Here is a 16,146-nt window from a genome sequence, read left to right as displayed (position 1 = left end):
CATTCTGCAACGGAAAGTTCGCAGAACAGGAACCCCGACAGGCCTAGTGGCCTTTGGCGGAAACCACCACCCATAGGGTGCGCATCAGGATCTGCGCCTCCATGGCCAGGTAGCTCTTAAGCCCGCCGAGACTGGCGGCATAGGCGTGATCAAACAGCAGCTTATTTTTCACATCATCGATGCTGGTGTCACCGGATTGATTTACCTGAGCCAGCCCGGTCAGGCCGGGGCGAAGTTCATAGGTGCGTTCCAGGTAATACGGCAATTGCCGCTCCAGAATGCCACAAAACTGCGGTCGCTCTGGCCGCGGACCAACGATGGACATCTCCCCTTTAAGCACCTGAAACAGTTGCGGCAGCTCATCCAGGCGGCTGGCTCGCAATAGCCGCCCGACCCGGGTCACCCGAGCGTCACCGGGCTTGGCCCAGCGCGCACCGGCTTGCTCGGCATCACTGGTCATCGACCGAAACTTGGTAACGTAAAACAGCTCTGAGCGGTCACTGTAGCGGGCACCGACCCGCATCTGCCGATAAAGCACACTGCCAGGAGAATCCAGCTTAATCGCCAGGGCGATCAGCGGAAACAGGGGCAACACCAGTATCAGCGCCAGCACCGACACCAGCAGGTCGATACCGCGCTTGACCCGCTTGACACCCACTGGCTGAAAATCTTCATGGGGGCGTTGTCGCCAACCCACTCGCACGCCAACCAGCTGACACCATGCACCGGTGCAGGCCCCGGCCACGGCGCGAAACAAGTTGCCGACTCGGCTCTTGGGACGCAGGCTGGCATAGGCGATAGCCAATACGCCACTCACGGCCAGCAGTGACGCCACGCCGACACTCTGAGACAGCAACAGTGCTCCACCCAGACCCGCTATCAGCCACAGTGGCAACAGCAGCGGCAGCACTGCCCTCAGCCCTTTTCCGGCAATGGCCGCAACCCTGGCGGCGAAACAGAGCGAAGGCAGCGTGCTCAGCAACGACGGCAACTGGGCCAGGTTTCCGGCGGCGATTCTGGCCCGTTGGCCAAATAGGTTCTCATTGGCTCTGGGGGCAATATCCACCGCCCGCAACTGCGGTTCAAAGTCAGACCGATAGCCTCGCCTCAGTACCTGCATCACCAACTCAAAATCGTCGTTGACGCACCCTGGTGGCAACGGTTGAATCAGAGCCAGCCTCAATGCCATCAGCGCCCCGGTGGCCCCCATGACCGCTCCCAGCATCGCCTCCCCCTGCCTGTTTCGATTGAGCCTGGCCCAGTGACCGGCCAACCGACTGTCGGTGCCATGAACGTAGCGTCCACACAAGGCGCCGAGCCGATCATCCATAAATGCCCGGCTGATACGGGACAGAGCATCATGGGCCAGCAGGGCGGAACAATCGGACAACACCACCAATTGTCGCTGCTGCTTCAATCGCTGCAGGTGCTGATTCAGGCGATGGATCTTGCCGCGATTGCTGCCGTGGTTGTGAAGGGTAAACTCGATCCCCTGCTGCTTAAAACGGCGTTCAAATCCGGCGGCCACCTCGGCGCTGGCGTCGGTACAACCATCAAGAATCAGCTCAATCCGCCATCGGTCAGAGGGATAGTGCTGCTGCAACAGGTTGTCCAGTTTAAACGCCAGTTCCCGGGCCTCGTTGAAACAGGGAATCACCACAGTCAGGTCCGCCGGTTGCTGTCCCGTTTGTCGACCCGGGGGTTCTTGCAGGGGTACACGGCGGGCCAGCCATCCCATCCAGGCCGGGTACAACAGCAGGTGCGTTGCCAGCAGCAACGTCAGTAGCGTAAACAGCATCATCAGCAACATGGTGCCTCCCTTTGAAACAGCGAGTGGTAGCGATTGGCCATGACCCGGTCACTGCCGGTTTGACTGACGAACTGCCGTAGCTGGGCGGCGTGGCGTCCGCGGCTCTGCAGCATTCGGTCAATGCCTTCGATCACCTCTGACTGGGCATTCGCAGCAACCACATGACCCAAATTGGTACATACCATTTGGCGACAGTTACCGGTATCAGGCGCGACAACTGGGACACCACATGCCTGCGCTTCCAGCAATGTCATGGGGGCGCCTTCATTATCGCTGACCAGGCAAAAGAGATTCAACGCCCGGTAGAGGCGGTGCACATCGTCCACCCTGCCGAGAAAATGACACCGTTTCTGCACCCCAAGCTGACAGGCCAACTGCTCCAGGGCACAGTGCTCACTGCCCTCTCCCGCCACCACCAGGTGGACTCGCTCCGGCAACGCCACCAAGGCACGCACCAGACGATCCACCCGCTTTACCTTCTCCAGGCGACAGACGGTACCGACCAGATCCAACTCCAGTGGCAAGCCAAACTGGCGCCGCGCCTGTTGAACATTGCCCGGAGTAAAACGGCCCATGGCGATGCCGTTGTTGATCACGCAATCAATGCGACATCCGGCCTGGCGGAACTGATCCGCCACCAGGGGAGCATCGGCAACACTGATGGGGGCAAACAGCCGCAGCGCCGAACGGGTGATCGTCCTGACCCTGGGTAGAGACAAGCTCCAACCATCGTGGTGAGTGTGAACATGAGTGATCCCCAACCCCATACTGGCGGCGCCACCGTAGAGCAGCGGCCCCACGTGGTGCGTATGCAGGTACTGAACCCGGTGGCGACGCATCCACTGCCTTAAGGACGCCACCGTGGACAGGGATACCCCCTGGGGCTTGGACAGGGCGTCAAAACGCGGCAAGCGGTTCAGCACCGGCCAGTTGGTGACAAGTTGCGCCTTGTCGCCCTCCAGTGACAGGTAATGAACCTGGTAATCCCGCTCCAACTGTTCCCCCAGGGTCATCACCATGGTTTCAAGCCCACCAACCCTCATATTCTGTACTAATTGGACTAATACCGGTTTCGACATTACAGCCCTCCTGTTGACGACGAGTTCACCAGCACCGGCCCCAACCCCAGCTGCATCACTTGCTGTTTGTGGTACACCCGCCGATCCAGCAGCATACTGGCCGTGACAATGGCCAGTCCGAATCCAATACCGCCAAGCAGACCCAGCAACCCGTTTAACCACCAGGGCCGGTTGATGGATCGCTTGGGCAGGTTCGGCTGATCGATCACCCGAACCTTATCCGGCGCTTCAAACCGGCCCAGCTGACCGGTGACCTGTGCCTTTTCATAACGGGTCAGTAGCTCCTGATACAGCAGCCTCCGGCCTTCGGCCAGACGCTCCAGCTCCATCAACTCCCGCTCAACATCGGCACTTTGCCCCATTCGATCCAATATTAATTGCTTGTGCTTTTTGACTACCTCCAGCTCCCCCTTGAGCGTCGCCACCCGATTACTGGACTCCTGCAACTGCTGCAACTGGGACACCAACAATCTCGGCTCACTGCTATCAGCCTGATTCGGCTCAAACGAGGTGGCCAACTGCCACAGTTCATCCAGGTGTTGCTCGGTATCCACCGCTGTAGCGCTCATCAGCTTCTGCTTCTCCTGCTGCAGTTGGCGGATTCGGGCTTCCACGCCCCGTACCTTGGAATGACGACTGGTGTACCGGCTTTTGAGCATCGCCAACTGAGCCCGGGTTCGGACAATCTGTTTTTCAATCTCCCCGACGATGGGGTTGGCGGTACTGAGTTGAGTTCTGAGGCCGGACAGCCTGGCCTGGGCCCCTTCAAGCTCGATACGCTTGGTACGGATCTGAGTCTCCGCTTCCAGCAACGCCAAATTGGTGGCTCCCAGCAGATCCGGCAACAGGTTGGCATGCTTCTGCTTAAAGGCGGCCAGTTCGGTTTCCACTTCAGCCAACGCCTGCTCCTGACGCTGCAACTGGGTCTTAAGGAAGATTTCGGAGTTCTCTACCGCACGCTGCCCGGGCGCCATCAGGCGTTTTTGAAAACTCTCACTGATCGCTTGCAACAGCTGCCGGGCTTCAGCAGCATCCGGCCATACCAGCGACAGCCTGACCAGCGCATCGCCCACCAGCTCCATCTGGGTGGCCTGCGACAGCCGCTGCTGAATCAGCTCCTGTGTAGCCGCCGATGTGGTCTCGGTCACCAGCCCGGTACCCTGGGCCACTTCGGCCATGACGTAACGGGAGTGAAGCAAGGCGTTGAGGCCGGCGATGCGCTCTTTCAGTTTGACCTCTACCGACAGATCCTTAAGAAACGGGTTCGCCAGTGCCGACTCCTGCAGCAGCAGCGACGTCGAACTTCGATATTGGGTACGGCTGAAAGCCGACAGACCGGCCATCGCCATCGCCACGACCAAAGCCGGAATCACGATCAGGTAGCGCCAGTGCCAGCAATGACACAAGAATCGATACAGGTAGAAATAGGCCCACTCAGCCGCCATACGCCATCCTTAACACAACCTCTCCGTCGCGGCTGTCGGGCAGATAGCGTCCCTGAATCTGTCCCTGATACCCAAGTGTTCGCAGAGACTCAATCACCATCTCCAGACGGTTCTGGGCCTGGTAGGCTGCCGCCCATTCAGGCGCATCATCGACCGGGCCAATCTCTACCTTCAATCCGGGAGAACGGAACAGCAACGGTGTCATTTTCTGCTGCAACAAGGCAACCAGACCCGGTTGCCCCAACCACACCACTCGAATGAGTTGAGGGTCCTGTTGCCTGGCTGTCGACAGCACCTTAGATTTGGCGTTCGGAGTCGAGCTGCAACCGGCCAAGGCCAGCAGCATTACCATCGCCATAAACAGTTTCACGGCTTACCTCCGCATCGATTGCTCCTAGTTTGTTGACAGAGTCTCTGCAGGAGTTGCGCCACAATTTAAAGCGGCTAATTTTCAGTGCCTTATGCCATTGCTCTGCGACAGGATTGCAGCTTGCAACGGTCTGGTTGCAATTTGCTAAGCACCAGTTCGGCCCGATCGTCCCAACCCTGCCCCAGCACCTGCATTCGAATCTCGGCAACTTTAGGCCTGGAAAGCAGACTCATCAACACCATGGCGACAAACTCCTCCCTGGTCGTAGCCAACTGCACACCGCAGGCATAGCCCCGGGCGGCGTCGAAATCTGTGCCTACCACAGGCACTCCCGCCGCCAGATACTCCCTCAGTTTCAGCGGATCACAGGCGGCAATCTGTGGGGTCGGTAAAAACGGCAGCAAGGCCACATCGAAATGCTGGGCATAGGCCGCCAATTCGTCGTGTGGCAACCGGCCAAGGTGGTGGACATTGGCCTTGTCCAGCAACGCCCGGGGACAACTCTGGTTATCGCCAATCAGCACCAGTTGACACTCGGGCAAGGCGGTGGTCAACGTATCCAGCAAGCCATAGTCCAGCCAGGGCGCCAACGAGCCGTAATAGCCTAATACCACGCCCCTTGGCAGCGGCCCCGGCCGGGAACAAGGGCGGCTGAAATGGCGCAGATCCACACCGTGGCGCACGGTGAACACCGCGGGATGGTCAAACCCCCGGGTTAGAATATCGCTGGCGCAAAATACCCATTCGGCCCGGGCCACCAACCGCTGCTCCGCTCGCAATACCTCGGCATGATCCACCCCGCTGAGGCTGCCAAAATCGTCGCCACAGTAGTAGATGACCCTGGCGCCTGGAAACAGATCCAGATAAGCCTCGGCACTGGGCAGAGCGCACCAGACGAAATCCACCGGCCCGACATCGGCCAGCGAACGGCGCATCCGGGCGCGGTTAAGGCGCTGCAACCAAGGAGACCGGGCCAGCGGCCAGACTTTGGGCGCGATCACTTTAAACGGTGCCTGAGAAGGGCCGGGTGACCGCGCTACCGCTTTACTGGCCAGGCGTGTGAGGTCTTGCCAACGTGGCTGGCGCAGACCGATGGAGTTGATCCACACCACCTCAAAGTGCTTCGCCAACGCCCTTATCAGATGCTGACTGCTGGAGGGATGGCGGCCCCAATCTTCGCCAAACACGACCATTTTAGGCTTCATCAGCGGCCTCCAGGTTACGGACAACTCGAGCGGGATTGCCCGCCACCACCACACCTGCCGGTACATCACGACTGACCACCGCCCCGGCAGCAACAATACTGCCCCGGCCGATGGTCACGCCCGCCAGGATAATGGCGCCGGTGCCGACCCACACATCCTGATGCAGGGTAATCGCCCGGGCCTGATGAGGCCGTTCAGGAAGCCCCTTTGCCCTGGCCCTCGCCTCGATCGGATGACCCGGGTAACCGGCAAGAAACACCCTTCCAGCCAATCTGACGTTATTCCCCAGGGTGATGCGGGTACCACAGGCGATGGTGTTCTGCCAACCGATATCGATGTTGTCCCCCAACTCCAGCACACTGCCTGGACGACCGCAGATGGTACTGACCCCGCTGATGCGGCAATCCTGGCCCAGAGTGACCTTAACCGGTCCCAGCAGCTGTGGCAGTCCGTCGTACAGATACAACCCCTCGCCCCCGGTCACCTGGCTGCGAAACATCGGTGTCCAGATGAGCACCCGCATGATGCCGGCCCCGGCCAGACGCAGACTCAAAAGTAACCAGTGCAGCGGGCGGTAAATCAGGCTGACGGGTGGAACCTGCCAGCGACGTATCACCAGGTAGGCTGGTTTTAACCATTGCTTTATTGCGAAAGCTGTCATCGTCTTTGCCTCACAGGTTGAGATTCAATTCGGCAGCTTGCCCACAGCAGGGCTGCCAGGATGTACAAGGGCCAGGTAAACGCCTGGGTTAAAAATGTTGCGCTGATTCCAAATCCCACCAACCCCGAGTACAGGGCCAATGACCAACAACGGGCTTCCCACCGCTCACTCACCCGGTTGAGCAGCTTCCGGGAACGTCTAAGCAGGGCGACATAAAACGCAACAAACAGCATCAGACCCACAATCCCCATCTCTGCCAACACCTGGAACCATGAGCTGTGGACGGCATGACTTTTTCCGTCCCAGTGGGGAGAATGAAAGAAATAGTTGGAGAAAAAGTTGTCCAGGCCGACCCCCAGTACCGGGTGTGACCAAGCCATGGATAGCGCCGCCTGCCAGGCATACAACCGACCCATGGCCGACTCATCGATGCCCGACTCGGCCGCACCGCCAGATTGGCGTTGATCGATTCCCGCCACCATCAACAAAACCAGGATCATCACTGGCGCCAGCAGCCATACCCATCGGGGCAGGCGGTAGCGCCACAACATCACGCTGCCGGCGACGCCGCAGATCCCCAGCAAGCCGCCCCGGCTCTGGGTGGCGATGATGGCCATCACCAAGGTCAGCACAATCACACCGGCAACCAGAGCTCCGTTGCCACCGTACAATGCCCGGCTAAAGGCAAAGCTCAGAGGCAGGAGCAACACCAGCGCCAGATCATTGGGGTCACCCAGGGTCGAGCCCCAGCTTCGGCCAATGGTCACTCGGGTTCCCTCCACCATCTCCAGACCGTGAGCACTGTTGTAGAGGGCACAACTGGCCACCACACTGCCTGCAAGAATGATCAGCCAGGCCACCCACCTCAACTGGGTCCAGCTTTGAATCAGCCAGGAGATGGTAAAACACATCAACACCACCTTGATCCAATTGCCACTCCAGTAAGCCAGCGCCAGTGGCCGGTTGGTTGCCAACACCACACCGATGGAGCTCAGTGCAAACAACAACAACAGGATTCGCCCTTCCGGATAAAGGAAGATTCGAGTCTCTCGGACGACGCCCACCTGCCAGAACAGCACCGCCAGAGAACCCAGCGCCAGCAGTTGCGGAATCCTCAGTGACAACAGTGCCGGGTTCAGTTCATGCAAACGAAATGCGGAGAACAGCACAAACAACACACACAACATCACCGGCCAACGCTGGGCCAGGATCAGCGCCGGCACCAATAACCAGCCCGCCAGCAACAGCAGCGGACTCAGCCAGGTGCCCACCGCAATCAGGCTGGCGCTTACCAGAGCGATCCCCAACGGGTAGGAGCCAGTCATGATTGCCACTGCGCCGCCGCTACCGATCCGGTACCGGTTTTCAGCGTCCTGATGCCGTACAGGGCTGCCACTAGGGCCAGGGTGAGCAATAGGGCAGGATGCCCAATCCATAACGCCAGAGCGGTACAGACGGTCAGCCCCAACAGCAACCCGGGTGAGTACGGCAGACGCAGGTGCCGCTGGCTAACGCGATAGAACAGCAGGGCCCGGGTGGCCATCAACATACCCATGGCCACCAGCAATCCCGGCAAGCCGTCAAAGGCGATCGCCAACGGCAACACGATTAATGCAGGCACCATGACGATGGCGTTAAGCATCAGCGCCAGATTCCCGGTGATTCGGTGATAGACGCCGATACTCAGTAAGGCAGGAATCTGCCGCAACAGGGTAATCATCAGCAGGATCGGCAGCCAGGCCTGTCCCTGCTGGTAAGTTGAATCAAACAGCCACGACAAGATGAAGGGAAGCAGGGTCGCCACGATACCAATGATGGCCACCAACAGTGCCACCCCAGCAGTGGTGACCCGAGCCAGGGTCGCCAATTGGCCGTTATCGGCCAGCTGATGTCGAAGAGGTCCCCACCACAACATGAACGGCTCCATGGCATACGCAGGTAGCAAGCTCAGTTGCCAGACCAACACATAGGCCCCCAGAGCCTCAAGACTGACGGCATCGGCCAGCCAGGGGCGTTCGTAGCCATTAAGTACAAAGGTGATGCCGGTGGACAATGCCAATGGCAGGCCATAACCGACAATGGGCTGCCAGGAGCCAATTGCACTGCGGGCGGCACGCACCAACATAGGACGAGCGTCCCACAGCAACACGGCGACCGTGGCAACCACGCCGCTGATCATCAACGCATCGACCCCAAGCCCCAACAGCAGCAGTAACAGAGACAGGCCAGTTTGCAGTGCCGACACCGATACACTGACCCGGAAAAAGCGATCAGGCCGGTTGTTGATTCTCAAAGACACCAGTCGCAGTGCCAACCAGGTACCCGCAGACAGGTTTAACAGCAACATCTGTAACCAAAACCAGTGCAGTTCACCCGGCAGCAAACGCGCCAGCCCCCAAGCCAGCAGTGGCGATACCAGGATAAGCACACACCCATAGCGCCAGCCAAATGCCAGAATGCGGCGCTGCATCGCCGGATTCGACGCATAACGCTGGCAGCACTCGGTTAGACCCAACGACGCCACCAGGCTGCCCACATTCGCCACTGCCACCAACAGCCCTAGCTGGCCAAACGCCGCCACGCCGAGCAAAGAGGCCGTCATTGGCAGCATCAGCAGTGCCAGTGATTTCTGGATCACACCACCAGCGGCGTAATAGTACATGGCTGATCGATTCATCCCAGCGACTCCATCCAGCCGGACAGACGCCGAGCTTGAAGTTCCACATCAAACAGCCGGCGGGCGCGCCATTTAGCCTGCAACGCCATACGCCGATAGCGGTTTTCGGAAAAACCCGCCAATTTGCGGATGGCACGGCCGAGGGCTACGGGACAATCCGGGGCCACCTGAAAGCCGGTACGGCGGCTGACGATCTCCTTGAGGCCCATGATGTTGCTGGTGATCACCGGCAAACCCATGGCCATGGCTTCTTTCACCACCAGAGGACCGGTATCGCGATCGCCATTGGCGGCGATTCGAAACGGCGCCACCAGAGCCAGGTAGCCGTGGCCATGCTGAGCCAGCCAATCCTGGTTACGAACCCCTAAAAACCGGACCGACTGCAGGCCTAAGGCCTCAATCTGGGTCCGATAGCGGTCCGCCAGAGGGCCGTCGCCAACGATGTCCAGCCCCAGCTCCGGGTCATCAATCCTCGCCAGTGCCTGCAACAGCGTATCCAGGCCCTTTTTCTCAACCAGGCGACCAATGAACAGCAGTCGCTTGCTGGTCCGCTGGCGGTCGCCGGGTGTGAACAGGCGAGTGTTAATGCCGCAGGGGATCAACGCTGCCTGGCAGGCGCCCTGTTGTTCGAACAGCTGCCGCATCTCACGACACACCGCCACCGCCAGATCCGCCGTACGCAACTTCACCGCCAGATCATGGGGATTGGCATAGACATCGGCGCCATGGCCGACAAAGGAGACCGTCACCCCCAGAATTCTGGCTGCGACGATAGCCACCGCGGCCGTATGCTGGGCGAAGTGGGCGTGGAGATGATCGCAGCCCCGGGCCCGGGCAGCGACCCGGGCCGCCAACAACAGCAGACTGCGGCGAGGAAACGCCTGTTGAGCAAAAACAAACTTCCACACCGGCGGCGTCAGTGTGGCCAGGGTCATCGCCAACGTCACCTTAGGGCCCAGTTGGGCCGGCGGCACCACCCTGGCCAGCCAGGGCTGGTGCAGGGAGCTGTCGATGGCCGCTGCCGACTCCAGGGCGATGGGCAGGATTCGATGTCCCAGCTCGGCCATGGCGTTCATCTCATTGACCACGAAGGTTTCTGTTAGTACCGGAAAGCTGGGAATGACATAGGCGATCGCTTTCATGGCGGCTCCGACTCAGGAAAGAACTGACTTCCTTAATTCAAGAACCACGCCAACAAACTTACTTATTGAATAACTAGGATTATTTTTATTTCAATCCCGCGGCCGTTGCAGTTTGCAACAGCCCCTGACCGATCAAGTAGCCCAACCATTGCAATTCAAGCGGCCTCAAAATTAATCCCTTAAAAACAGTAAATTAAATTTGGCACTTTTCCTGCAGCCCGTTTGACACTGTTCAAGAGTTCAACAGTTCAGGAGTCACTATGGAACCAAGCATCTGCGTCATCGTACCCAGCTTTAACTGCCTCGAGTACCTGCCCCAGGCACTGGACAGCATCTGGGCCCAAAGCATGAAAGTGAAGGAGGTGTGGGTAGTGGACGACGGATCCAGCGACGGCACCGCAGAGTGGCTTCAGCAACAGCGACTCCTTCACCCTGTCCTGCATTCTCTGCGGCTGGAAAAAGTGGGACCGTCTGCCGCCAGAAACGCCGCCCTGCAGCTGTGTCAGAGTGACTGGGTGGCCTTTCTGGATGCCGACGACACCTGGTATCCCGATAAGCTGGCGCGCCAATGGGCCGCCCTGTCCGCTCACCCCGATGCGGCATTTTGCATCAGCAACTATCTGCACATCGATGAGCAACGCCGGCCGATCATCGACTGTTTCAGTTACTGGCCCGAGTATGGGCGCCAGCCGTGGAACAGCCTGAGCGCTGACCAACTGTTTGCAGAAAATGTGGTAGGAACCTCGACGGTGCTGGCACGAACCCAGGCTCTGCGTCAGTGCGGCGGTTTTGATGAGTCTCTGCGATCCGCATCAGACTGGGATCTGTGGCTGAAGTTGATCCGAACCGGTCAGTGTGTGGTGGATCCGGAGTGTCAGATGGATTATCTGATGCGCACCGGCTCGATGACCCGTGCCAGGCTGAAACGTCTGATGGCCGTGGAGCGCATCATCGACCGACACCAGGCCAATCACAGTGCCGGAGCCAATGACAGCGCCCGCGCCGTTCTGGCCCGCAACTACGCCGAGTACTATCAGGAACAGGAGTTGTATGCCAAGGCCTGCTGGCACCAGTGCCAGGCGCTACGACTGAAGTTTCACTTTCAGGGGGTGCGTCACCTGCTGGCGGCGTTGAAAGGCGGGATGCTGGCCGTGGCCAAGCCCACCCGCTGAGCACGATGGCCCAGCGAGTGACATCGACCTAGAGTACCGAGGCGATGGCGCTGACCAGATACGGCAGGTTCGCTTCGGTCATGCCTGCCACATTGATGCGGCCGGAACGAACGATGTAGATGGCAAACTCCTCTTTCAGGGCCGCCACCTGATCCGGGTTGAGGCCGGAGAAGCTAAACATGCCGTTTTGCTGCTCAATGAAGCTGAAGTCGCCGGCCACCCCGGCGGCTTTCAGTTGCGACACAAACTCCAGGCGCATGGTTTTGATACGAGCCCGCATCTCTGCCAGCTCATCGAGCCACATCGCCTTAAGTTCGGCATCCGCCAGAATGGTCGCCACCACCATGGCGCCATGGGCCGGTGGATTGGAGTAGTTGGCACGAATCACTTTCTTCACCTGGGAAAAGGCACTGTTGGCCGCTTCGCTGGTTTGTGCCAATAAGGTAAAGGCGCCGGTGCGCTCATTGTACAAGCCAAAGTTTTTGGAGAACGAGCTGGCAACCATCAACTCTTCCAGGGCGTCGGCAAACAACCGCAAACCTGTCGCATCCTGTTCCACATCCACGGCAAAGCCTTGGTATGCAAAGTCAAACAGAGGCAGCCAACCTTGGGTTCTGGCGATGTCCGCCAGCTCTGCCCATTGCTCCGCCGTCGGGTCAATGCCGCTGGGGTTGTGGCAGCAGCCGTGCAGGATAACCACATCACCGGCCTCCACCTCAGCCAGGTCGGCCTTCATGCCATCGAAATCCAGCCCTTTGGCGTCGGCATCGTAGTAGCGGTATTGCGCCACTTCAAAGCCTACTGCCTGGAAGATCTGCGCGTGATTGGCCCAGCTCGGATTGCTGATCCAGACCTTTTTGGTGTTGAGGTTGCTGAAGATAAAGTCCGCCGCCACCCGCAGCGCACCGGTGCCCCCGGGCGCCTGCGCCGTACGGGCCCGTTGGGCGGCGATAATGTCACTGTCGGCACCAAACAACAGCGCCTGGACCGCCGCCGCGTATTCAGGCAATCCATCGATAGAGAGGTAACTCTTCGTCTTTTGTTGTTCCAGAATCTTGGCTTCCGCCAGCTTGACGCAGCGCAGTACCGGCGTGGTGCCCTGAGCGTCTTTGTACACACCGACACCCAGATTTACTTTACTGGCACGGGGATCGGTTTTAAAAGCTTCATTAAGGCCAAGGATAGGGTCGGCGGGAGCCTGAGGAATAGATTCAAACATTGTGCTACTTCGAAGACGGAAAGGTGATTGTCTTTATAACATCTTCGTGACCACATTGGCAGACGGTGGCCGGATTAATGCGGCAAAAAAATACCCCGGTTGCCGGTGCAACCGGGGTAATCTCATTTACGATTATCAAACCATAACCGGGCAATGGCCCGCTTAGGCACAAACCGTGTTACAGCAGGCGTTTTAACAACAGATCGGCCCGAACCCGCCGCAGCCGTTTCAGCAACTTTTTCACCGGCTCAGGGTACTCATTCAGGGTCTGCAACTGCTCAAAACTGGCCACTCGCGTGGTGTGCGTCAGAATCGCCTCCTGCTCCCTGGCAAACTTGTCCGCCAGCTGCTGCTGTTGATCTTCGATCAGCAGGCCATTCTCCAGATCCAGGGCCCAGGCTCTCGGGTTGAGGTTGTTGCCGGTCAGCAGGTAGTAGCGATCGTCAACTTGCATCCCTTTGAGGTGATAACTGTTGTCGTCGTGCCACCACAGGTGCAGATTCAGCAATCCTTCGGTGATGGCCCGCTTATGTCGCTTGGCAAAACGGCGCAGATTCTGTTCATACAGGTAGGGTAAGGCGCCCACCGGACTGAACTCCTGAGACGGCGGGATGTAGAAATCGTTGGCGGTTTTGTCCCCCACCACCAAGACCACTTCGATCCCACGCTTGAGCAACTTGTTGATAGTGGCCATCAACGGTTTAGGCAGGTTGAAATAAGGGGTACAGATAAACACCTTTTTCTGCGCCGACGCCAACAACCGCTCAATCACTTTGTTCAGTTGGTTATCGGTGCGCCCCAGCCCGGCCAATGGGTACACCATCAGCGGCCCACGTTCGTCGTTCACCACCCGGTACTTCGCCCTGGATAGTCGCTGACGCAACTGACGAACCGCCAATTTAAGCTGCTTCATCGACGGAATGTCGTTGCTGAGCAGCGACGATACTGCGCTGTTGTTGATCAGGTTGTCGCGCATGTAGTTGACCATGGCGTCGGCCAGTTTGGCACAATCAATCAAATGGTAGCGGTCGTAACGGTAGCGGTTCAACTGATGCAGATAGACGTTATTGATGCTGGCACCACTGTAGAACACGGTGTCATCGACGACGAATCCCTTAAGGTGGAGTACGCCCATCCACTCCCGGTTTTTTACCGGTACACCATGAATCTCAATACCGTGCTCGTACTGGGCGGCGGTGTTGCGATAAAACTCATCGTTACCCACCTGGGGGCCTTTGCCAATCAGCCCGCGCTGGGCCCGGTGAAAATCCACCAAAACATGGATATCCAGCTCAGGGTTGGCCTGTTTGGCCTGATACAGGGCGTGCAGAATCTCTCTTCCAGCTTCATCATCCTGAAGATACAGCGCCGCCAGGTAGATACGCTTACCGGCCTGTTGGATGGCCTCCAGCAGGCGCGTTTTAAATTCGGCGGTCTCCAGCAGGATCTCGACGTCATCCGCCTTGAGCTGCGCGCCCGGCAGATCATGGATCCAGCTTTGCACCGTAGAAGGCGTCATTTTCATAATAATGACGATACTCCAATGATAGAAATGGCCACCGGCCGCCACCAAGGGCGTCCCGTGCAAATAGGCTAACGTTGGCCACCCCGGAGGATCGGCGAACGGATTTAGCAAGCTAGTAAAGCAAACCCTTGATTGGCGGGCAAGTGCTGAGGAAAAAGTTGGACGCTAAATGTTGAATAACTGAACAGTATGGCATCAGGGAGGGAGCCAGGTCACACAGGACACCGTGTGACTGCACCTGGCGAGGAACATGGCGGGGTCAAAATTGCACCGCCTTGACGCCGTCCTCAGGCGTAACTGATGGCAACCAGGCCCATCAACAGGATAGTGGCTAAGATCGCAGCCGAACTGATCAGCGCCAGCTTAAGATTCAAATTCATGGGTGCTCCCTATTTTACTGTTGAACCCAGGTTCATTATTGGCAATGATTGAAGCAGGGATCAAGCCGGTTCCCTTCCATAACCGGGCAAGTTTAGACTAAAGTCTGACTATCAATGGGTTACATTGGGGGTGGTGATGGAAAACCAACTTCTGCAGGACAAGGTCAAAGAGGCCGATGTATGGCGACGCATGGCTCAGCCCGCCTGCGGCGATGCGCTGATGCATCAGATCGCCCACTGCCTGTATCGACTTCAGGGCTGGCCCTGGGTAGCACTGGCCGAAGTCGATCATCAACAGGTACACCTGAGGGTGCTCAGTGAAGCGGGAAAGCCCAAGCCGGTGTTCTCCTACCCGCTGGAGGAAAGCCCCTGCCGCCTGCTCTATCCCGTTGGCCAGCAAGCGGACTTTCAGGTGTTTTGCAACAACCTCAAGCGCTACCCCCACTGGCGATTAATGCAACAACTTCCCGCCAGAACCTATTTTGCCCAGCGCCTGGGCGACGCCATCGACCATCGCCAGTATCACCTGATCGCCCTGCACCACCTGTTGGTGGATGAAGCCCGGCTGCCCAAAACCCTGATGTCCACCGCCATGCGCCAGATCGCGCAGGACAAACAACGCCACCGTGAGTCAAAGGAGCTGTTGCAGCTGCAGCAAATCACCCAGCACCCCAGTGTGGCCATGGCCTACGTGGACAGCCGACAACGGCTGGGCTGGGCGTCTCCAGGCCTGTGCCAACTGCTGGACAGCCCCCTTAATGCCCTGCTGCTGCAACCGGTAAGCACCCTGTTTTCCAGCCTGCAAGGCAGCCATCTGGCGATGTGCCGTGAGCAACCTCTGTCGCTACGCCAACACTGGATCTGTGCCAATGGGGAACATAAAGATCTGACACTCTCCCTGGCATCGCTGGCCGATGGCGTGCTTATCCATGTGCACGACCCCGTTCACCCGGATCTACCGGACAGCGACAACCAGCCAGAGCAACTGGCCAACCGGCTCGAGCAGGAGTTGGCACGGCTGCAACGAAAGCAGGAGGTGGCCGCCCTGCTGTTCATTGAGTTTGCCCTCAGCGACACCCAAACCGATCCTGAGCTGGCAGTAGACCAGCTACAGCAACTGAGTCTGCCACTGCTTCAGTCTGTGGTTCGTAAAGAGGATTACGTTGCCCTGCTGGGGCACCGGTTGGTGCTGTTGACGGCTTGTTTCGACAACCAGGGCGAAGTGCCCCGCAACCAGCTCACCGCCATTGCCGACAAGATAAACCAAAAACTGGCTCCGGCACTACGACACGCTGACTTTTGCCACAGTTACCAGATTAAAATTCGTCTTATCACCAGCTGGGACAGCGATATTGAGCAGGTGCTGGATAGCGATAATGCTACGGTTTGGATGTCAAATGGGGCAAATAATCAAGAAGTTGCTATAACTAATTAACAACTATCAAAAGTAATCCAAGTATG

The 16,146-nt window shown here is 58.3% G+C and carries 13 protein-coding genes; 2 read left to right on the top strand and 11 right to left on the bottom strand.

Going from position 1 to position 16,146, the window contains the following annotated elements; all coding sequences use genetic code 11:
- Positions 1-43: 43 nt before the first annotated feature.
- From BLT77_RS09270 to BLT77_RS09230, 9 genes are all read right to left on the bottom strand, one after another.
- Positions 44-1,810: a sugar transferase gene (locus BLT77_RS09270; RefSeq protein ID WP_090364996.1), complete on the bottom strand. Its 1,767-nt coding sequence runs from the start codon at positions 1,808-1,810 to the stop codon at positions 44-46.
- Positions 1,801-2,853: a glycosyltransferase gene (locus BLT77_RS09265; RefSeq protein ID WP_176819253.1), complete on the bottom strand. Its 1,053-nt coding sequence runs from the start codon at positions 2,851-2,853 to the stop codon at positions 1,801-1,803. The genes BLT77_RS09270 and BLT77_RS09265 overlap by 10 nt, the downstream gene beginning before the upstream one ends.
- Positions 2,854-2,888: 35 nt before the next feature.
- Positions 2,889-4,334: a GumC family protein gene (locus BLT77_RS09260; RefSeq protein ID WP_090364994.1), complete on the bottom strand. Its 1,446-nt coding sequence runs from the start codon at positions 4,332-4,334 to the stop codon at positions 2,889-2,891.
- Positions 4,324-4,704: a hypothetical protein gene (locus BLT77_RS09255; protein ID WP_090364993.1), complete on the bottom strand. Its 381-nt coding sequence runs from the start codon at positions 4,702-4,704 to the stop codon at positions 4,324-4,326. The genes BLT77_RS09260 and BLT77_RS09255 overlap by 11 nt, the downstream gene beginning before the upstream one ends.
- Before the next feature lie 89 nt (positions 4,705-4,793).
- Positions 4,794-5,909 (bottom strand): glycosyltransferase, encoded by a 1,116-nt coding sequence (locus BLT77_RS09250; RefSeq protein WP_176819252.1) that lies wholly within the window; start codon positions 5,907-5,909, stop codon positions 4,794-4,796.
- On the bottom strand, positions 5,899-6,570 hold the full coding sequence (locus BLT77_RS09245; protein WP_218126920.1) for an acyltransferase: 672 nt from the start codon (positions 6,568-6,570) through the stop codon (positions 5,899-5,901). The genes BLT77_RS09250 and BLT77_RS09245 overlap by 11 nt, the downstream gene beginning before the upstream one ends.
- Entirely contained in the window at positions 6,567-7,895 is a 1,329-nt protein-coding gene (locus BLT77_RS09240) for an O-antigen ligase family protein (protein WP_245709915.1), read from the bottom strand. The genes BLT77_RS09245 and BLT77_RS09240 overlap by 4 nt, the downstream gene beginning before the upstream one ends.
- Positions 7,892-9,247, bottom strand: a complete 1,356-nt coding sequence (locus BLT77_RS09235; RefSeq protein ID WP_090364990.1) for a lipopolysaccharide biosynthesis protein — start codon at positions 9,245-9,247, stop codon at positions 7,892-7,894. Before BLT77_RS09235 ends, BLT77_RS09240 begins: the two co-directional genes overlap by 4 nt.
- A complete protein-coding gene (locus BLT77_RS09230) occupies positions 9,244-10,389 on the bottom strand; it encodes a glycosyltransferase family 4 protein (protein ID WP_090364989.1) in 1,146 nt (381 codons plus the stop codon). Before BLT77_RS09230 ends, BLT77_RS09235 begins: the two co-directional genes overlap by 4 nt.
- Positions 10,390-10,649: 260 nt before the next feature.
- On the opposite strand from BLT77_RS09230, the gene BLT77_RS09225 reads away from it, so the two are divergent.
- The gene (locus BLT77_RS09225) at positions 10,650-11,561 is read left to right on the top strand and encodes a glycosyltransferase family 2 protein (protein WP_090364988.1); all 912 of its coding nucleotides are present in this window, start codon (positions 10,650-10,652) and stop codon (positions 11,559-11,561) included.
- Between the two features lie 28 nt (positions 11,562-11,589).
- Here BLT77_RS09225 and BLT77_RS09220 read toward each other — a convergent pair whose 3' ends face one another.
- Together BLT77_RS09220 and pssA are read right to left on the bottom strand one after the other, a co-directional pair.
- Positions 11,590-12,780, bottom strand: coding sequence for an amino acid aminotransferase (locus BLT77_RS09220; protein ID WP_090364987.1), 1,191 nt, complete (start codon positions 12,778-12,780; stop codon positions 11,590-11,592).
- 178 nt (positions 12,781-12,958) lie between these two features.
- Positions 12,959-14,305, bottom strand: coding sequence for a CDP-diacylglycerol--serine O-phosphatidyltransferase (gene pssA / locus BLT77_RS09215; RefSeq protein ID WP_090364986.1), 1,347 nt, complete (start codon positions 14,303-14,305; stop codon positions 12,959-12,961).
- A 516-nt stretch (positions 14,306-14,821) separates the two neighbouring features.
- Here pssA and BLT77_RS09210 point away from each other — a divergent pair.
- Positions 14,822-16,120: a hypothetical protein gene (locus tag BLT77_RS09210; protein ID WP_143026599.1), complete on the top strand. Its 1,299-nt coding sequence runs from the start codon at positions 14,822-14,824 to the stop codon at positions 16,118-16,120.
- Positions 16,121-16,146 lie beyond the last annotated feature (26 nt).

It is taken from the genome of Ferrimonas sediminum, assembly GCF_900100175.1.
Lineage (GTDB): Bacteria > Pseudomonadota > Gammaproteobacteria > Enterobacterales > Shewanellaceae > Ferrimonas > Ferrimonas sediminum.
The sequence above is the reverse complement of the archived record's forward strand: the minus strand, read 5'-3'. Positions and strand labels throughout refer to the sequence as shown.